Annotated in this window: 15 protein-coding genes; 4 read left to right on the top strand and 11 right to left on the bottom strand. The window is 60.2% G+C overall.

Annotation, left to right across the window (positions count from 1 at the left end; all coding sequences use genetic code 11):
- Positions 1 to 53: 53 nt before the first annotated feature.
- Positions 54 to 1,676, top strand: a complete 1,623-nt coding sequence (locus OP10G_RS10085) for a peptide chain release factor 3 (protein WP_025226015.1) — start codon at positions 54 to 56, stop codon at positions 1,674 to 1,676.
- A 199-nt stretch (positions 1,677 to 1,875) separates the two neighbouring features.
- Here OP10G_RS10085 and OP10G_RS10080 read toward each other — a convergent pair whose 3' ends face one another.
- The 5 genes from OP10G_RS10080 to OP10G_RS10060 all read right to left on the bottom strand — a co-directional run bounded on the left by OP10G_RS10080 (position 1,876) and on the right by OP10G_RS10060 (position 5,900).
- The gene (locus OP10G_RS10080; protein WP_025226016.1) at positions 1,876 to 2,220 is read right to left on the bottom strand and encodes a hypothetical protein; all 345 of its coding nucleotides are present in this window, start codon (positions 2,218 to 2,220) and stop codon (positions 1,876 to 1,878) included.
- 4 nt (positions 2,221 to 2,224) lie between these two features.
- Positions 2,225 to 4,384, bottom strand: coding sequence for a beta-galactosidase (locus OP10G_RS10075; RefSeq protein WP_025226017.1), 2,160 nt, complete (start codon positions 4,382 to 4,384; stop codon positions 2,225 to 2,227).
- Between the two features lie 82 nt (positions 4,385 to 4,466).
- Positions 4,467 to 4,652 (bottom strand): hypothetical protein, encoded by a 186-nt coding sequence (locus OP10G_RS10070; protein ID WP_025226018.1) that lies wholly within the window; start codon positions 4,650 to 4,652, stop codon positions 4,467 to 4,469.
- Positions 4,653 to 4,656: 4 nt separating this feature from the next.
- Positions 4,657 to 5,388: a histidine phosphatase family protein gene (locus tag OP10G_RS24375; protein WP_084179031.1), complete on the bottom strand. Its 732-nt coding sequence runs from the start codon at positions 5,386 to 5,388 to the stop codon at positions 4,657 to 4,659.
- A complete protein-coding gene (locus OP10G_RS10060) occupies positions 5,385 to 5,900 on the bottom strand; it encodes a hypothetical protein (protein ID WP_025226020.1) in 516 nt (171 codons plus the stop codon). Before OP10G_RS10060 ends, OP10G_RS24375 begins: the two co-directional genes overlap by 4 nt.
- A gap of 176 nt (positions 5,901 to 6,076) precedes the next feature.
- Here OP10G_RS10060 and OP10G_RS10055 point away from each other — a divergent pair, with 176 nt between their 5' ends.
- The gene (locus tag OP10G_RS10055; protein WP_025226021.1) at positions 6,077 to 7,315 is read left to right on the top strand and encodes a hypothetical protein; all 1,239 of its coding nucleotides are present in this window, start codon (positions 6,077 to 6,079) and stop codon (positions 7,313 to 7,315) included.
- 93 nt (positions 7,316 to 7,408) lie between these two features.
- On the opposite strand, the gene xylA is transcribed toward OP10G_RS10055, so the two are convergent.
- From xylA to OP10G_RS10040, 3 genes are all read right to left on the bottom strand, one after another.
- Complete coding sequence (gene xylA, locus OP10G_RS10050; RefSeq protein WP_025226022.1) at positions 7,409 to 8,722, bottom strand: xylose isomerase; 1,314 nt, start codon at positions 8,720 to 8,722, stop codon at positions 7,409 to 7,411.
- Positions 8,723 to 8,936: 214 nt separating this feature from the next.
- The gene (locus tag OP10G_RS10045) at positions 8,937 to 11,126 is read right to left on the bottom strand and encodes a YncE family protein (protein WP_025226023.1); all 2,190 of its coding nucleotides are present in this window, start codon (positions 11,124 to 11,126) and stop codon (positions 8,937 to 8,939) included.
- A gap of 266 nt (positions 11,127 to 11,392) precedes the next feature.
- Positions 11,393 to 12,145 (bottom strand): ABC transporter ATP-binding protein, encoded by a 753-nt coding sequence (locus OP10G_RS10040; RefSeq protein WP_025226024.1) that lies wholly within the window; start codon positions 12,143 to 12,145, stop codon positions 11,393 to 11,395.
- A 97-nt stretch (positions 12,146 to 12,242) separates the two neighbouring features.
- Here OP10G_RS10040 and OP10G_RS10035 point away from each other — a divergent pair, with 97 nt between their 5' ends.
- A complete protein-coding gene (locus tag OP10G_RS10035) occupies positions 12,243 to 12,755 on the top strand; it encodes a Uma2 family endonuclease (RefSeq protein WP_227625101.1) in 513 nt (170 codons plus the stop codon).
- Between the two features lie 3 nt (positions 12,756 to 12,758).
- On the opposite strand, the gene OP10G_RS10030 is transcribed toward OP10G_RS10035, so the two are convergent.
- The 3 genes from OP10G_RS10030 to OP10G_RS10020 are packed head-to-tail and all read right to left on the bottom strand — an operon-like array spanning position 12,759 to position 17,022.
- A complete protein-coding gene (locus OP10G_RS10030) occupies positions 12,759 to 13,967 on the bottom strand; it encodes an ABC transporter permease (protein ID WP_025226026.1) in 1,209 nt (402 codons plus the stop codon).
- A gap of 53 nt (positions 13,968 to 14,020) precedes the next feature.
- On the bottom strand, positions 14,021 to 15,736 hold the full coding sequence (locus tag OP10G_RS10025; RefSeq protein ID WP_025226027.1) for an efflux RND transporter periplasmic adaptor subunit: 1,716 nt from the start codon (positions 15,734 to 15,736) through the stop codon (positions 14,021 to 14,023).
- Positions 15,733 to 17,022 (bottom strand): TolC family protein, encoded by a 1,290-nt coding sequence (locus OP10G_RS10020; protein WP_025226028.1) that lies wholly within the window; start codon positions 17,020 to 17,022, stop codon positions 15,733 to 15,735. Before OP10G_RS10020 ends, OP10G_RS10025 begins: the two co-directional genes overlap by 4 nt.
- A gap of 249 nt (positions 17,023 to 17,271) precedes the next feature.
- Between OP10G_RS10020 and OP10G_RS10015 the strand changes: the two genes are divergently transcribed.
- The gene (locus tag OP10G_RS10015) at positions 17,272 to 17,631 is read left to right on the top strand and encodes a hypothetical protein (RefSeq protein WP_025226029.1); all 360 of its coding nucleotides are present in this window, start codon (positions 17,272 to 17,274) and stop codon (positions 17,629 to 17,631) included.
- Positions 17,632 to 17,635 lie beyond the last annotated feature (4 nt).

The raw sequence follows: 17,635 nt of genomic DNA, 5'->3' as shown, positions 1-17,635 counted from the left end.
ATCGGCGTATATGAAATAATAGGTGCGGCCCCCTTCGTTGCGCGCCCATTGTCATGAGTCAGATTACCGATCAAACCGCGCGCCGGCGAACGTTCGCCATCATCTCCCACCCCGACGCGGGAAAGACCACGCTTACCGAAAAGCTTCTGCTTTACGGAGGCGCGATCCAGCTTGCGGGGTCGGTCAAAGCGCGGCGGAACCAGCGGAAGGCGACCTCCGACTGGATGGAGCTCGAGAAGGAGCGCGGAATCTCCGTCACATCCACCGTTCTCCAGTTCGAATACAAAGACCACGTCCTCAACTTGCTGGATACGCCCGGCCACAACGACTTTAGCGCGGACACGTATCGGACCCTGACCGCCGCCGACAGCGCGGTGATGCTCATCGACAACGCGAAGGGAGTCGAGACGCAGACGAAGAAACTGTTCGCGGTCTGCCGCGACCGGGGGATCCCGATCTTCACCTTCGTGAACAAAATGGACCACCCCGGCCGAGGGCCGCTGGCGCTTCTAACCGAAGTGGAAGAAGTGCTCGGGATCGCCAGCGTTCCTGTCAACTGGCCGATCGGGCAGGGCAGCGACTTTAAAGGGGTCTACGACCGCGAGACGAAGAAGGTCCACCTCTACTCTCGAACCGCGCACGGCGCGACCAAAGCGGAGTTGGAAGTGCTCAACCTCGACGATCCTCGCATCACCGACGTCATCGGGGCCGACTTGTACCAGACGCTGCTGGACGACATCGACCTGCTGGACATCGCCGGAGAAGGATTGGAGCTGGAAAAGGTGGCTCGTGGCGAGCTCACGCCGGTGTTCTTTGGGTCGGCGCTGACCAATTTCGGCGTGGAGCTGTTCCTCAGCCGTTTTATGGACATCGCCCCCGCCCCGACGGTGCGGGTCGCCGATAAGGGACCGGTGCCGGCTGAAGGACCGTTCAGCGGTTTCGTCTTTAAGATTCAGGCGAACATGGACCCGAACCACCGGGACCGAATCGCCTTCCTCCGCGTGGTCAGCGGCCGGTTTGAGAAGGACATGGAAGCGGCGCACACGCGAACCGGCAAGAAGCTGCGGCTCAGCCGTCCGCAACGCCTCTTCGCACAGGATCGCGAAACCGTGGAGGAGGCGTATCCGGGCGACATCGTCGGCCTAACAAATCCCGGGGCGTTTCAATTGGGCGATACGCTTTCCTCGGGCGAGATCATCCGGTTCGACGAGGTTCCGAGCTTCGCTCCGGAGGTTTTCTCGTTCATCCGCAACGACGACGTGGGGCGGCTGAAGCACTTCGAAAAGGGGATCCAGCAGCTCTGCGAAGAGGGGCTGGTCGATCTGTTCTGGGACCGTCGCTCGGCGCGTCGGGAGCCGATTCTCGGCGCTGTAGGCAAGCTCCAGTTCGAAGTCGTTCAGCATCGCTTGCGAAGCGAGTACGGCGTAGAAAGCGGCTTGGAGCCGCTCGGTTTCGAGGTCATCCGCTGGGTCGAGGGAGACCCCGTAGAATTGCGGAGCGTCTACTGGGGCTCGAACGCCCGTCTCGTGGAGGACGACTTCGGGAACGCGGTAGTGCTGATCATGAGCGCCTGGAATCTCCAATACCTGGAAGACCAAAACCCCAAGCTCCAGTTCTTCAAGAGCCGAAATGAGCTCGACCGGAGCCGAACCGCGGAACGGACGGTCCGCAAGTAACGATCCGTGGAAATGTAAGCGAGAAAGCTACACAATTCTCACGACTGTAATCTAGGCCGTCGCTGTTGTACAAAGAAATCTTGCTTGGCTCGCCGCGCAAGGAGAGATCACTTTGGCAATACACAACCTGGGTGACCACCGATGGGTCCAGCGGGCGAGAAACGGAGATTCCGGGGCATTGGACGGAACGGCCCCCTTATCAAAGCTGGTCCAACCCCTGATCGCGGCGCCAGGTTACTCGGGCCTCATGGAAGGCCCGAAGGACCTCGCCAAGCGGACCGCAACTTGCCCAACCAAGCGGCTCGCCTTGCAGCGAGGCCGAAAAGAAGGCGCCGGTTCCGCGCATTTCGAGCCCGGCCGATTCCATGTTCCACTTTTCGAACGGCGGCTCGGGAATCGTCTGCCATTCGATCTTCGGCGTGATAAAAACGAATCGATTTCCCTCTTCGAGGAGCACGCGCACGTAGACTCGGTCTTCTTGGAGCAGGAACTTCAGCCGCGCGGGCGCGCGGCCCGGTCCGAACAGATCGAGGTTACGCTCCACCGCCTTACTGTAGCATCGGCTTCCGGAGGACGGGTGGAACCTTCCGCCTACCGCGAAGGCGGCGTTTATGCCGTTTCCAACGGGGCTTGGGGGCAGCCGGCTTCGCCATCGGGCGACCCCACCGGAGAACATAGGATTGAGAGTGGATTCTCCGGGCGGCAGAGGTGATCTCAGGGTAGGGCGTGTCGGTTACGTCGACCAAGCCGATGTTGTAGTTCTCGCCGTCGAACCAACGGCCGGTGAGCGGTTCGTCGATGTATTGGAACCAGTGGCAACCGACGAAGGCCGGGTTCTTAAGCACGCTCTTGACGTACTCCTCGTACATCGCAGCCCTCGCGGCTTGGCTGGGGGTCGCGACCAGACCAGGATGGAACATGCCGCGATCGAGTGCGCCGAAGTGGAACTCCCCGATGATGCAAGGCTTGTCGAACTGCTTAACCCGATCCCATTCCGGGCCGAGCTTGGGAGCGTAGATGTTAAAGCTGACGACATCGCACACCTCGGCAGCGGCTTCCTCGGCCTCGGGGGCGCTCCAGGCGAAACGGCACCCTAGGTAGAGATGATCGGGGTCGAGCTTTCGCAGCTCATCACGGACGACGGTGAAGTAGCGCAGGGCGAGGGTGTGGACGAACTTAGAGAGGTCGGTCCGCTGGATATCCGTCAACGATTGGAATTCGATGGGCAAGTCAAGCGCCGCCCAATCGGGAAAGGTCGTCTTCCATTCCTGGTTGAGCCTTCCGATATCGCTATATTTTGCCCGCAATTGCTGAATGAAAGCCGCCTTGGCGGGTGAGCCTTTGGGAGCGGATAGTGCCCCCAGGGCCAAGCCGTACCGGCCATCGGAACCGCTACCCGCCCAGCTCAGCTCGTTATCGACGAAATAGCCAACGCACCAAGGATCCCCCTTCACCTTGGCGGCAACTCCGACGAGGCCGCGGGTTACATCCTCGACAAAATGAGGATCGAACGGATCGTGCATCTTCCCCCAGTAGTCGCTGCCGCTGGCGATTCGCGCATGGTCCCCGTAAACCCCGGCGGTGGCCACGTACGGAACCGTTCCGTTCTTCATAAACCGGTCGTCGGACCAGTTTCCGATCGTATTGAATCCCCAAGCGGGAAGCCGTCTAAGAGCCGTCTCTCGCCAAGCTTCCGAGAAGTTCTCCCCGTACTTACGGAGGAGGTTTGCCTGATAGAAATTGTAGGCCTCCCCGGACTTGATCGGCCCCATGTGAGCGCCACCCTGGGAAGTGCGGAAACGGGAAAGCGGGTCGGCGGGGGATGGCAGCCAGGTGAACATCGCGTCTCGCCCGGTCACAAAGGTGCTCTCCCCTTGGCCCATCGTGTCGATCCCGAAGGAGAAAAAGAGACCTCCGTCCGGATCGACGAGCGACCATTTGCCGCGTACTCGCTCGGTGCGGAAGAACCCGGTCGGGCGCAATTTCGGGCCGGTCTTCCAGCCTCCGAATCGGTCGCGATCGGCGACGGCCGAATAGGACGCGAGTTCGGCCTTCGCTCTCGCGGGCAGCTCGGCATCTTGGTGAACTTTGCCCGGCCAATCGCCACGGGCGTACTGTCCAAACCGGTCCACGATCCTCTCCAAGGAAACGCGGGGGACCGTTCGGATATTGTCCAAAACCAGCGTCGTGGCTCTGGCCGGCCGATGAAGGAAGAGTTGGAGGGCGGCGACATGGCTGGAATCGAAAGTTCCGCCTCCATTCGTCCCCAAGCCGGTCAAACCCGGCGTCGGCGGCATGCCGCGCATGCCGACCGACATTGGATCGGGGCCGAACATCACCACGAACGTCTCAGTTTTGCCCGGAGCGATCGCGCCGTTACCGGTCCGGGAGTGAAGCCAGCCGTCGGCTTTCGGGTCGTCGTCCACTCGAATCCCGAACGGTACGGTTTCTTTGCCGGGGTTGGTTACCTCGATGGCAATTCCTCCGGCGGCGGACCAATCCCACGGCTGGGCCGGGGCGAGCATCACGTGCGGCCACTCGGTAGGCTGAAACGTCGCCTGCAGCGCCTGGCTGCCGTCCGGCCCGGGGACGGTGGTAACTTGCGCTTCCAGCGTCGTCACCTGGCGGACTTCGTCGAAGGTGTCGAACGAGTTCACCTTGGAGGCCTGGACCGAACCAAGCGCCACAAGCAGAAGAAGCGGTGTCATGGAATAGGACTTAGTCTAAGCCAAAGTAGCGCCGGCGTCCGCTCACGTGTCACACCACCTTCTGCCGGAAAAGATGCCGGCGCTACGGCATCTTCGGGTGGTGCGTCTTCAGGTACTCGGCGTTCTTCTTCTTCAGGCCGGGAGTCATGAGCTGGGCCAGGAAGTAGGTGCCAAAGCCCATGATGGCGGCGAAGAGCAGGCAGCCGACGGCGAGTTGGGGAACGAAGCGCTTGCCCGAGATCGGAGGGGGAGAATCAGCCGATGCCACGCCGTTATTTTGGCCCAAGCGGCTCCCATGGCGTTTCCGGAGCGTCCGGCAATGCCGGGTGGGCGGTACGGACCTCGCCGATCCACTCAGTGTGCGCAAGATCGATGTCGCTCAGGCGGTACATCACCACGCAGCAATTACTTAGGCGGCGGTCCGGAGGGAGCCTCTCCCCTCTCGTCAGGTGCTCCAATACGGTTTGAATGGCGCGGATCGTGCCGCCGTGGGTCACGGCGATGATCCGGCCCTGGGGCGTTTTAAGCATCGCATCGGTGAGAAACGCCTCCACCCGGGGGACCATGTCCAAGATGCTCTCCGCGCCCGGATATTCGGTCTTCCAGTCGAGGTTGGCGCACAGAGCGAGGTCGGTGAGGTACTGCTGGGATGTGTACGGCTTGTACCCCTCGGTGCTGTACTCTCCCCACTCGCGCTCGCGAAGCCGGTCGTCTATTTCCCACTTCAAGCCTTCGAGCCCGAGCCCCTCGGCGGTTTCGCGGGTCCGGAGGAACGGCGAGACGTAGCTGGCGTCATAGCCTCCTTCGATGTTCTTGCGCAGCCATTCGCCGGCCAAGGCGGCTTGCTTGCGGCCGAGTTCGGTAAGTGGCCAACTCGACTCCTCTTGCTCCTCCCGCATTTGGCGAACAAGCTCGGTGGGATCCCCTTCCCGCGCCATATCACACGATAGGTTCCGTACCGATTCGCCGTGTCGGACAAGGACGATCTCTACAGGTCCACTCATCGCCGGCCGGAGCCCCTTGTGCCCGCCTTCTTGGCGGCGGCTCTCTTGACTTGGCTCCGAGTGCGCTTCACCGGTACCTTCGGCTTCGGAGGCTCCTCACCAAACGGCTCGGTGACCACGCGCAAAACGTAAACCGTCTCCTCCGTCGGATCGGCGTAGATGTACAGCCTCGCCTTCCTTCCCTGAACCGTCAGCGCCTGCTCGACCTCTTCCGGTGAAAAGAGCTGCCCAACCTGCGCGTCGGCAGTGGCTTCCCATTCGCTCCCTTCGATCTCCTCGGCGTTGCCGAGCATGCGGATGCAATGGATCTTTGCCGGCACTTCCTGGAGGAGGTTGCTAACCAACTTTTCCCGAGGCGCAATCGTCGTCGCCCTCTTCAGCATTTTCGGATCGAGAAGCTCGCCCGTGCCGAATCTCTTACGGAACTGCAGCCGTAGGTGCTGCTTCGGGAGTGCCTTCACCAGTTCTTCGAACGCCGCCTTGGCTTCACCGGCGGTCAATTTTCGCGGCATATAGATACAAGTATGGCTGAACGTAGCATCGGCTCCCAGCCGATGGACCTGATTCGAGCAAGTAACTCTCTCCCTGGTAGAACAGGCCCCGTTATAGGTCTCCAGCAGTTCCAATCTCAACGGGACAGGCACATCCAATCCCCGAACGAGTGTGAAAACTCGAGGAGAATGGTTCTATGTTGGCGGCTCTCGCATTCCTGTTGTCCGTTGCTGGCCAGGCTCCGCAAGGCCCGGATGCAATCGAAAAGCTTCTGGACCACCTTGTGACCGCCTACAAATCATACGGGCTCCCTTTCCCTCCCGATGACGCGCCCCTCATCGAGGTGGATCACATGCCCTCCCAAGAGCAAGGGGCTCTACATTGCGCCTATCTTCTTTCCCCCGCCAATGGCGGAAAGCCCGCCCGTTTTCTGGTAGGAACAACGGAGGTTACGAAGCCGCTGCTTGTGGGAAAACCTGTTTCACTCACCTCGGAAAGCGCCGCTTACCCATTCGATTTTGGACACATCAATGCGCTTGTGTTCTTCGAAGATGAGGTCATGACGATGGCGGTTGTCGAACACCATCGTCATCACGACCAATTCGCGCGAGCGTTGGCGAAGCGTTTGCTGAATTCCCCGTTCCACTCGAAAGCTAGATCTTGGGGGCACGATATTCCTCCGAACTTGGACGACAGAGTGGGTGACCTTGCCTACCAACACCTTCAAAACGCGTTGCTCGAGCCATCGTCCGATCGGGCCGCAATCCTCAGGGGAATGACGGACGTTCTGACGAAAGACGTCAGCCTCGCAACCCCCTATAAAAAGGAGGATCTGACCGATCTAGCGCTTACAAGTGACTCTCGGTACCACGGGACGTCGAAAAACGAGCAGTTAATCGACGCCCTATGCGACGCCCGGGTGCCGGACCTCTATTACCACGACGTCGAGGGCACCAACCTCGACGCTCCGATAGTCGCCCTCATCGCAAGGGGATTCGATGCGGTTCCTGCGCTACTTAGTCACCTTACCGACCGGCGCTTCTCTCGTTGTGCCCATCTGGCCATGAATATGGGAAGCCCAAGCATTTACCGCGTGGGCGATATTTGCGGGCAACTCCTCTTCGCGTACCGATGTGAAGACCAGGCTAACGTGGTTGGCACGCCGTGGGAACCTTCTAATCGAGCGAGACTCCATGCGTGGTGGGCGGCTAATCAAGGGGAAGCCGAGGACGAATACTGCCTGAAATGGCTAACCCACCCGGTCGGCGAGTCTCCATCGACCGAATTAGCCCTCATGGCGTATAAGCGATTCCCGGGAGTGCTAACGAAAGCCCGAAAGCGCTTGCTTGCCGCGGGGCTTCAGGCGCAGGCAGATCGCCTCGACTCGGATGTCGCCCGATTCAAACTTCAAGAAAGGAAGGCCCACGTCGAGTAACTTCCTTTCTTGAGTTAGGACAAGGAGCCCTTTCTGTTCGCTAGGATCCCGTAATCGGGTGATTGACGAGAGGTCATCGGCAAGGTGCCGATGCTACAGGACGAATTCGTTGATGAGGTTCTCGATCCTCTCCTGACGCCCCGACGCTCGGGCGGGCTCGCCGTGGCGGAGGACGTGGTCCTCGCAGTCTTCGAGCGACTTGACACCCTGCAAAACCTTCTGGCCGAAGTCGCCCTTCCAACCAGCGTAGCGCTCTTCGACCATCTGCATAAGCCGTCCGTCGTCCAAGATCGCCTGGGCGATCTCGAGGCCGCGGGCGAAAGCGTCCATACCCCCGATGTGGGCGTAGAACAGGTCCACCGTCTCGTGCGACTGACGACGCACCTTGGCGTCGAAGTTCAACCCACCCGTAGTGAAGCCCCCCATCTGGAGCAGCTCCAGCATGATCTCGGTAGTGAGATAGACATTCGTCGGGAACTGGTCGGTATCCCACCCGATCAGCTCGTCGCCGGTATTGGCGTCGATCGAGCCGAGGACGCCGGCTTCGCGAGCAGCCCGAATCTCGTGCTGCATCGTGTGCCCGGCCAGCGTCGCGTGGTTCGTCTCCAGGTTCAACTTGAGGTGATCCATGAGGTCGAACTCGCGCAGGAAGTTGAGGCACGCCTCGGTATCGCTGTCGTACTGGTGCTTGGTCGGCTCCATCGGCTTCGGCTCGATATAGAATTGACCGGTAAATCCGATCCGCTTCTTGTAATCGACCGCCATGTGAAGTAGGCGGGCGAACTGCTCCCGTTCCTGCTGCATCTTGGTGTTCTTCAGCGTGTCGTACCCTTCGCGGCCGCCCCAGAAGGTGTAGCCCTGACCGCCTAGGCGATGGGTAGCGTCGATAGCATGCTTCACCTGCGCGGCCGCATAGGCGAAAACGTCGGGGCTCGGATTGGTTGCCGCGCCGGCTTGATAGCGCGGATGGTTGAAGAGACAGGCGGTGCCCCACAGCAACTTGACGCCGGTCGCCTTCTGCTGCTGTTCGGCGTGGCTTACGAGATTGTCCAGGTTATCGCAGCTCTCTTTGAACGTCGCGCCTTCGGGTGCGATGTCTCGGTCGTGGAAACACCAGAAGTCGACGCCCAGCTTGGTGAAAAACTCGAAGGCGGCATCCATGGTGTCGTGAGCCCGCTGCATTGGGTCGGTGGACACGTCCCATGGCCGGGAGGTGGTGCCTACGCCAAACGGATCGGCGCCGGTCCCCTTGAAGGTGTGCCAATAACTAACGGCGAACCGGAAGTGGTCGCGCATCGTTTTGCCGCCCACCACCTTGTCGGGGTCGTAGTGGCGAAACGCCAGCGGGTTCTTCGAAGATTTGCCTTCGAATCGGATCTTATCCGCAACTTCGGGAAAGTAAGCCATGGTCGGAGGTTAGGTTAGCACCAGAACTCACCGGAGTTCTACCAACGGTTCGCCGTCATGAGACGACTGGGTGTTCAACCCTTTGCTCCGCCAACGTTCCCATGGCTTCAGTGTATGTCACCACTTTGCCCCGAATCAGAAGCCAAGCTTCGTAAAGAGATCGAACCTCGACTCGGCGGTCGGGGGTTAGGTCACCCCCGACCAGGTTAACTCTCTACGGCAAGTTGCGGACGATGATGAGTTCTCTCGTCACACCAGAACCGAAGTTGTAGAACGCCACCGTGTGGTTTCCGCACGCCGTCAGATCCAGTGCTCCGCCAGGAATGGCGCCGGTGTCGTAAACCGGCTTCTCCGCATAAGTGGTTTGGTCGAACGTCAAAATCCGCTTGTTGTGACTGGAATCCCAAGTCACGTAGTAGATTCGATTGTCCGATTCGCTCACCGCGACCCCTCGGTCCACGAGGAAGTCGGTCGCCGGAAGGGTCTGAACCAAGGTTTTGTTGACCGGGTCGATGACCGTTCCCGGGTCGGTGTAGAGAAGTCCCTTCGACCAAACGAGACCGGCCACGTCCAGCGCCGTCTGCTCCGTCCAAGTAATCGCCGTGGCGTTAAGCGTGTCGGCAAACAGCGAGTTGTGTCCGTCGCCATACATGAGCGAACTGTTGCCCGCGAACTTGATTGCATATCCACCGGCGCCGGTGCCTTGGCGTCGAACCCCGTCATCCCAAACGCTTGTGTTGACTCCGAACAGAGGGTCGGTGACGGCAACGTACGCATGGGGTTGACCAGGCACCGACTCAAGGTCGATGACTCCGCCGATATTGTCGGCAAAGGTAGGCCCGACCGTGGCTGTCGTTAGGTTGGCTCTTCGTATCGAACCGTCCTGAGGAACCGACACGTAGGCGAACTGCCCGTCGTCCGTAATAGCGAGCCGATTGGGCTCCGCGCCCATATTAATCTTCGTTCCGATCGCTCCAGTGGCGGGGTCGATCGCCACCACCGAATTTGCGTAAATGCCTCCCGTGCTCTGAACCGTCGCCCAGATCTTGCCCGACACGCTATCGAAGGCAATATCGTTCACCGGGAGTTGAATTGCCGTTTGGTTTCCTGCCGCCGGCTGAATCGTCACCGTTTGAGCGGCGCTCGTGATTCCATCGACCGTCGCGGTAACGGTCGCCATTCCGGCGTTGATCGGCGTCGCAATCCCATCGGCCGTCACCGTCAGATTGTCACCGCCCGTGACGACGTTCCATTTGAACGAGCCTGCGGAGACCGCGACCGTCGCGTTGGAGGCATCTTTGGTGGCGGCTTCCAACTGCATGCCCGACGCTTGTCCGACCGTGAGGGTCGGCGGAGCTACGACGGCTACCGTGCTAATTTTTCCAACAAGCACGATCGAAGCGATGTCGAGGTTGGACTGGTTTGCCGCAACGGTCGCCGTCGCGGTGCCCACCGCCGCGCCCTGCTGACCGGCTTGAGCGTAAAAAGTCGCGGTCAAGGACGAAACGTCTTTGAGAACCGCCCGCCCAACCGAGTAGGTCCCGGTATAGGAAGCCAGTTTCGTAGGATCGCGGTCAACCTTTACGACCACATCCGCACCGCTGGAGTCGGCGTTATTGAAAGTCACCGAGGCGGAAAGCGCGGAGCTCAGGTTGTGGGCGAGCGACGTGCGAGTCCGGTCCGGCCAGGTGATCTGGAAAACCGGGCTCGAAATCGTAGCCGGGTCGATGGTGACCAGGGCTTGCGCGCTCTGGATTCCGTCCACCGTCGCGGTCACCGCGGCCGTGCCGGCGGCGACCGGAGTGGCGATGCCGTCCGCGCTCAGAGTGAGCGAATTCGCTCCGCTAGCCAAGGCCCACTTGATGGAGCCAGGCGTTACCGCTACGGCGGCCCCATTCGCGTCTTTAGCGCTTGCCAAGAGTTGAACCGGCCCCGTACCTGCCACCAGGTGCCCGGGATCGATAACGACCACGCTCTTCACTGTGGCAACCACGTTTACCGTCGCCAGGTCCAGACTGCCGTTGTTAACGTTAACGGTGGCAGTTGCCGTTCCGACCACGATGCCCGCCTCCGCAGGCAAGGAATAGAAAGTGGCGGTCAGAGAAGTAACCGACGTCAGGATCGCATGCCCAACCGAGTATGTAGCCGTGTACGCGGCCGGGTCGGCGGCTCGATCCACTTTCACCTGAACATCGCCGCCGTTCGCCGCCGCATGTTGCAGGATGACCGTCGCCGATTGAGCCGAAGCAAGTCCGGTCAACGAAGCTCGGGTTCGAGCGGGCCAGGCGATGTGGAAGGTTGCATTCGGAATCGTCGTTCCACCGGTCGAGGGCCCCCCGCCTCCACCCCCGCAGCCGGATAGGATTAGTGCAAGAGCAAAGAGTAAAGCAGCATAGAACCGCATGTTAGTGCTAGGTTACTTCGGAAATCCAATAATCGAGCTACTTTTGTTTGCGCGCAGCCTGGTCCCCGGTCCGGACGGGGTTCAAACTTCGCTTTGTACCTCTTCCGTTAGCCCTCTTCCGGCCACATTAAGCTCGATACCAGGTTGAATTCCGAACCAAAAATCTGCGATCTATGGGCCTACCGATTGTCGGCGACGGAGGCGGAGCCCAATAGCTGCCGCCTTGGCAAACTTTGTGAGCCGGGGGCAGCCGGCAAAGCTAAGGCTTACTTCGCCGCGACCAGCTCATCTTCCGGCGCCGACATGTTCGCGATGATGTCGCGGGCGTCAACCGGCTTTTCAACTCGCTCGTCCACGCGGACGTAGCCGTCTTTAAATCGAATGATTCGCTTGCAGTGCTGAGCGACGTCCTCTTCGTGGGTGACGATCACGACCGTCTTCCCCTCGCGGTTGAGCTGCTGGAAAACGGCCATGATTTCCTCGCTCGTGCGGGAGTCCAGGTTTCCCGTCGGCTCGTCACCCAGAATCAGCACCGGGTCGTTCACGATCGCGCGGGCGATCGCCACGCGTTGCTGCTGCCCGCCGGAGAGCATCGCCGGGGTGTGGTCCATTCGCTGGGCCAGGCCGACCAATTCCAACGCCTTCTTGGCGCGCGCGGTTCGGCCCTTCGCCCCGGCGTACATCAGCGGGAGCTCGACGTTCTTGAGCGCGGAGGTGCGGGGGAGGAGATTGAAGTTCTGGAACACGAAGCCGATGTATTTGTTCCGGATCTCGGCCAGAGCGTTGTCGCCCATCCGGGCGACCGCCTCGCCGTTCAGGAGATATTCGCCGGCCGTCGGTCGGTCGAGGCAGCCGATGACGTTCATGAAGGTCGACTTGCCCGAGCCCGACGGCCCCATGATCGCGACGAACTCGCCAGGCTCGATAACCAGATTCACGGACCGCAACGCGTGGACCACCTGATCTCCCATCACGTAGTCCTTGCAAATCCCATTGACCTCAATAACCGGCTTGCTCATATTCTTGGTGTAGGTTACGCGCTTTGCCTTGCTCAGGCTGCGACGTTCGGAGATATTGACGCGAAAGCGTGTCGTAGCCCTGCCGCATAATATCTTTATGAGCCGGTTAGTCGACCCAACTCTGTTAAAGCAGGCGCTTGTCGAGGCCGACGAAAACGGTTACCGGCTCGAACTGATGAACGGTGTCGGCATCTGGGAGGTTCAGCCGGCAAAGCGTCACATCAGCACCGCCAAGAGAATCGAAAAGTCCATTCGGCCGGACCCCGAATCTTCGAGCGGTTGCGGATGCATCGCCTACCAAGATCTCTATGTGCAATTCAGTGATGGATCGCTGAAGCGACCCGATATCGCGATCTTCTGCCGAGAGCCCGACGAAGAGGATGAGGCGGTAACGCTCGTACCGGAAGCCGTGGTTGAAGTAGTGAGCCGGGGCTCGGAGACCAAGGACCTCGAGATGAATCCGCCTTTCTATCTCAACCGAGGAGTAAAGGACGTAGTGGTCGTCGATCCATACACCGGGCAGGTCTATCACCACCGGCTCGAAGGCGTTCGTCGTCTGAACACGCCCATTGAAATTCGGCTCGAGTGCGGCTGTCTGGTTAACGTATAGGCTCTACTCGTACCGCAGAGCCTCGATCGGTTGGAGCCGGCTGGCGCGCATCGCCGGATAGAGGCCGAAGAACAGGCCAACTCCGGCGGAGAATCCGAACGCCATCAAGATCGCCTGGCTGTTCAGCACCGGCGGCACCTTCAGCAAACCGGAAATGAGGAATACCGTGGCGGTGCCGAGGAGCACGCCAATGAGACCGCCGACGGTGCACATGACCACGCTCTCCAGCAGGAACTGCCACAAAATGCTCTCCCGCTTCGCACCGATCGCCTTGCGGAGCCCAATCTCGCGAGTCCGCTCGGTTACCGAGACGAGCATGATGTTCATGATCCCGATGCCGCCGACGAGGAGCGAGATAGAGGCGATGCCGGCGAGGAGAATGGACAGCAATTGGGTCTGCTTCTGCATCGTCTCGATCCACTCGCCCTGGTTCATCACACGGAACAGCGGATCGCCCGTCGTGTTCCGCCGTTTCTGGCCCAAGGTGTCTTCAACCATCGTTTGGGTGATCGGCAGCAAATCCGCGTCCTTCCCCTGGATGAGAATGTTGTCGAGGTTGGTACGGCCCAGCAGACGGTGCTTGGCGGTGGAAAGCGGGATGTAGATCTGGTCGTCGGGATTCCAGTTCCCCGCCCCGCCTTTATACGAAACGACGCCCAGTACCTCGAAGTTCTGGTTCTTGATCCTAACGGTGGCGCCGACAGCGTTGTCTTCCCCGAAAAGCTCCTGATACGTGACCCAGCCGAGCACGCAAACGCGTCGGGCGCTCGCCTCGTCGTCCATCGTGTACCAGTGGCCGGCGTGCATCTTGGTCGCGTTCCGGATGATCGCCATTTGTGGCTCGCCGCCGGACACCTGCGTCATGTAGTTCGTCGCCTTGTACTTGGCCATCACCCGCGAACCGACAGAGCCGGTGATGTATTCGATGAGCGGGACCGCCTTCTTTAGGGCCGGCACGTCCTCGTCCTTCAAGGTCGGAACGTCGTTCGACATCCCCACGCCGCCCCGCCGCCAATTGGGGAACACGGTTAGCATGTTCGTCCCCATCACCTGAATCTGCTCGAGCGACTTCTTCTTGGTCCCTTCGCCGATCCCGATCATAGCAATGACCGAACCGACGCCGATCACCACCCCCAGCATCGTGAGAAACGAGCGAAGCTTATTAGCCGCCACCGCCCGAAGCGCGGTTCGAAGAGAGTCGCCAATATTCATTTTGTGTTAGCAGTTGTTGTAGGCTCAGGTCCGTGCGCCCAACGCGCTTCCCCCTACTTCCCTCCCGGTTTCTTCGCGTTTCGGTTCGGGGTCTTTTTGCCGCCCATGGGGCCGCCGCCCGCGAGGCCGCCACCCTGTTCGGCTTCCTGCATCTTCTTCTGCGTATCGCGCAGGAGCGCCAAGTCGATCTTGGCGGTTACGACTTCATCTCCCACTTTCAGGCCGTCTTTGATTTCGATCGAATCGTTTCCTGTCTCTCCGACCTCCACCTTTTTCGAAATCGGTTTCTTGGGATCCGGTCCCTTCAACTGCACCGTGCCATCGTCTTGAAGCGCCTGGCTTGGAACGATCAAGACATCTTTCTTGCTAAGCGTGATGAACTCGCAAGTAGCGTTCATACCCGGCACAATCCGGACCTTGCCCCCCGGCAAAACCTTGACGCGAACCTTGACCGCCGTTACGTTGTTCTCCGTCTTCGCGGCCGGATTGACACGGGTCACCACGCCGTCCATCGGCTGGCCGCGGAATGCGTCGGCGGTGATCCGGACCGGTTGGCCGATCTTGACGTTGGCGACCTCGGCTTCATCCACCGCGCACTCGACGAACAACTGGGTAACGTCGCTGATCTGCACCAGGCTGGTGCCTTGTGAAAATGTGCTGGTGCCGGGAGGGATGATCGTGCCCTCTTCCAAATACTTCTGCGTCACCACCCCGTCTCGCGGCGCGAGAACCGTGGTGCTATCCAGCTGAACCTGAGCATTCTTTAGCGAAACCTTATTGCGCACCGTGGACGCGCGGGCGGCCAGAACCTCGGTGCGCCGAATCTCGGTCTGCATAAGGTTGTCTTTCGCCCGCTGAAGGGCCACCTCGGCGGTTCGGATGTTTCTCGCGGCTTCGGCGACGTTCGTGCGGCTGATGTCGTCGTCGGCGATGTTGATCTGAGTCTCGTCAAGCGCGGCGCGAGCGCGCGCCACCGCCCTCCTTTGGGCTTCGAGGTTTGCCTTTACTTCGTCCTCGAGAGTGCTGGCTCGCTGCTTGGCCGTCTCGTAGGACGTCTTGGCCACTTCCGCCGCGGCCCGCGCACGGTCGACGGCCGCTCCCGATACGTACCCCTTGTCCAGCAGTTCTTCTTGCCGCTTCAGCTCGGATACGGCGGTGTCGCGCTGGGCGGTTGCTTGGCTGAGATTTCCCTGAGAGTCGCGGCGCATCTGCGGGATGGTGACGCGCTGCATACGTTCCATTTCCGCCACGGATGCGTCGTAGGCGGCTTGCGCCTGCGCGATCGTGGCCTTGGTCAACCCAGGCTGCCGCTTCGACTGGATCCCCGCGCGCCGGTATCGCACTTTAGCCGCCTCGAGGGCGGTTCGGGCATCCTCGACGTCGTTACGGCCCTGGGCAATCTGAAGCTCGAGATTCTTTTCCGCCTGGTCCGCCCGCGCATTGGCGCTCTGTAAATCGGCGCTTGCCTGGTCGACGATCGACTGCGTGTCCGCCGGGTCGATCGTGGCGATTAGGTCCCCTTTATGAACCACGGCCCCTTCGTCGACCGCCAGTTTCACAACCTTGCCGCCCGCTTTCGACTTCACATCCACCGTGGTCAGGGCAACGACCTGGCCAGTGGCGGAGATCGACCGCATCAACTCGCCTTTTGCGACGGTCGCGTACCGGTATTCGATCTCAGAGGTTTCGGGCGGCTTGCGGTTGAGAAAGGCGTACCCGCCCAAGAAAAGGACGGGAATGCCAAGGAACAGGACGTTACGTGAATTCATGGATTGTCTTCGCCCGGAACCGGTTGGCCCGTGACCAACCTCAACCGCGCATCGGAGATACGAGAGTCATACTGCGCTTCGATATGATTTGATTCCGCAGTTACCAGGCTAACTTGGGCAGTGATCACCTGCAAGAGGTCGGACGCCCCTTTGCTGCGAGAGTTTACCGCCGCCTCGAAATTCTTCTGGGCGGCATCCAACGCCTTTTTCGCGGCGACGAGCCGCTCCCGATTCGTCCGCGCTTCGGCCGCGGCGGCCTCGATCTCGGCCCTCGCGTCCCGCTCGGCTTGAAGCAACAGGGCTGAGTCGGCGGAGATATTCGCGCTGAGCTCGCGAACGATGGCGCGAGTTCGTCCACCGTCGAACAACGGATAGGAGACGACGAGGCCGAGGTTACGGTTATTGAGCCGCGAAGGGGAGAACTGATAATCGTTGCTCAGGTCGAGCGCGAACGAAACCCCCGCCTCGCGCTGAGCCCGGCTTCGAGTCAGTCGCTCGGAGTCCAAGGCTTCTCTTCGGGAAAGGAGGTCCGGACGCTGGCGAAGCCCCTCGGTGACGATCGAATCTAAGTTCCCCGGCATTTCGGGCAGTTCCGCCGTATCTTTCTCCAGGGTCGGAAGCGCTTGCCCGGCATCAAGCCCGATGGCCGACTTGAGGCTGGCGGCCGCGTTCGTAACCCGGTTCCGAGCGGTCAGCACCGCCACCTTCGCGTTCTGAAGGTCGGCGTCCGCCTGTAGCTCCTCGATCGCGGCCGCATCCCGAAGCTTGATGCGAAGCATCGTCTGGTCATAAATCGTCTGCGCCCGATCAACTTGCGAGTCGGCGACGCGCGCTAGCTCCTGGAAGCGGAGAGCATCGTAAAATTGCTGGGTAACCGCGAACAAAGTTGTGCGTAAAGTCTGCTTCGCATTGAAACGTGAGGCGTACAGAGAGTGTTTGCTCGAACGGTACGAGAAGTCCCGCTCGCCCGAGTCGAGGAGACGCCAGTTTCCTGACAGGAGCCCCGCGTCGCCATTGGTAACAAAAAGTGGTTGGTTTCCGTCGCGACGTATGTTATTGTATTGATACTGCGGCGTAACCGTCGGAAGGAACGCGCTAAATGCTTGCGTAACGCGACTTTCGGCAGCATTCACGTCGTACTGGGCGGAACGGATCGTGCCGTTCCTTTCCTTGGCCAAGCGTAAAGCCTGGTCGAGAGTCAGGGTCGAATCCTGCGCGAGCGCCAGCGACGGCGACGCAACGAGGACAAGCATGAAGAGGGAGAGCGTGCGGATCGGTCGAGGCATTGAGTGAGAACATACTGCGCAGTCGCGAGACGGTTGCGCTAAGAAGCGAAACCCGCGACGAACGCCGCAATCTACACCCACACGAGGTATCGAGAGTAGCGAAAAAACCAACAATTATCAGTATTTTTAGCATCAGTGTATATGCTATTTATTGCTATTAACTCGGCAATAAATACCCTAATGAACCGGCCCGTTTAAACCTGTAAGCTCCCGGCGAGTCGTTTTGAGCTCTGTTATCATGGCCTAGCCATGCGAACAAATCCTCTGATCGGCCCCCTGGTCGCGCTGCTGTGCTTGCCCTTTGCACTCGGCGTCGCCGGCACGGCGTCGATGAATGCCCTGGACGGTGGGGGAGGCGTCGGTTCCAAGCCGGTTTGCCTGAACTGCTTCCCAGACACCCAAATCGACAAAGAGAAGTCCCAGTTGGACTACGGCTGCGGTCTCAGCAGTAAGAACGGAACCCCGTACGCAATCCTAACCGGCACCTGCCAAAGGTACCAATGCTCGAACGGTTTCTACTACGGATGGAGCGGCTGGTCCGCCACCAACCGGTGTAGCGATCACCAGTACGACGCGGCTCCGTGTCCTGAGGGCAACTGCACTCAGTAACGGC

Source organism: Fimbriimonas ginsengisoli Gsoil 348 (assembly GCF_000724625.1).
Taxonomy (GTDB): Bacteria; Armatimonadota; Fimbriimonadia; order Fimbriimonadales; family Fimbriimonadaceae; genus Fimbriimonas; species Fimbriimonas ginsengisoli.
This window is presented reverse-complemented; position numbering and strand designations above follow the sequence as displayed.

What these genes read in the sequence shown, in the direction of transcription:
- OP10G_RS10085 (WP_025226015.1), top strand. Translation starts at nt 54, where the DNA reads ATGAGTCAGATTACCGATCAAACCGCGCGCCGGCGAACGTTCGCCATC.
- OP10G_RS10075 (WP_025226017.1), bottom strand. Translation starts at nt 4,384, where the DNA reads ATGACACCGCTTCTTCTGCTTGTGGCGCTTGGTTCGGTCCAGGCCTCC.
- OP10G_RS24375 (WP_084179031.1), bottom strand. Translation starts at nt 5,388, where the DNA reads ATGAGTGGACCTGTAGAGATCGTCCTTGTCCGACACGGCGAATCGGTA.
- OP10G_RS10060 (WP_025226020.1), bottom strand. Translation starts at nt 5,900, where the DNA reads ATGCCGCGAAAATTGACCGCCGGTGAAGCCAAGGCGGCGTTCGAAGAA.
- OP10G_RS10055 (WP_025226021.1), top strand. Translation starts at nt 6,077, where the DNA reads ATGTTGGCGGCTCTCGCATTCCTGTTGTCCGTTGCTGGCCAGGCTCCG.
- xylA (WP_025226022.1), bottom strand. Translation starts at nt 8,722, where the DNA reads ATGGCTTACTTTCCCGAAGTTGCGGATAAGATCCGATTCGAAGGCAAA.
- OP10G_RS10045 (WP_025226023.1), bottom strand. Translation starts at nt 11,126, where the DNA reads ATGCGGTTCTATGCTGCTTTACTCTTTGCTCTTGCACTAATCCTATCC.
- OP10G_RS10040 (WP_025226024.1), bottom strand. Translation starts at nt 12,145, where the DNA reads ATGAGCAAGCCGGTTATTGAGGTCAATGGGATTTGCAAGGACTACGTG.
- OP10G_RS10035 (WP_227625101.1), top strand. Translation starts at nt 12,243, where the DNA reads ATGAGCCGGTTAGTCGACCCAACTCTGTTAAAGCAGGCGCTTGTCGAG.
- OP10G_RS10030 (WP_025226026.1), bottom strand. Translation starts at nt 13,967, where the DNA reads ATGAATATTGGCGACTCTCTTCGAACCGCGCTTCGGGCGGTGGCGGCT.
- OP10G_RS10025 (WP_025226027.1), bottom strand. Translation starts at nt 15,736, where the DNA reads ATGAATTCACGTAACGTCCTGTTCCTTGGCATTCCCGTCCTTTTCTTG.
- OP10G_RS10020 (WP_025226028.1), bottom strand. Translation starts at nt 17,022, where the DNA reads ATGCCTCGACCGATCCGCACGCTCTCCCTCTTCATGCTTGTCCTCGTT.
- OP10G_RS10015 (WP_025226029.1), top strand. Translation starts at nt 17,272, where the DNA reads ATGCGAACAAATCCTCTGATCGGCCCCCTGGTCGCGCTGCTGTGCTTG.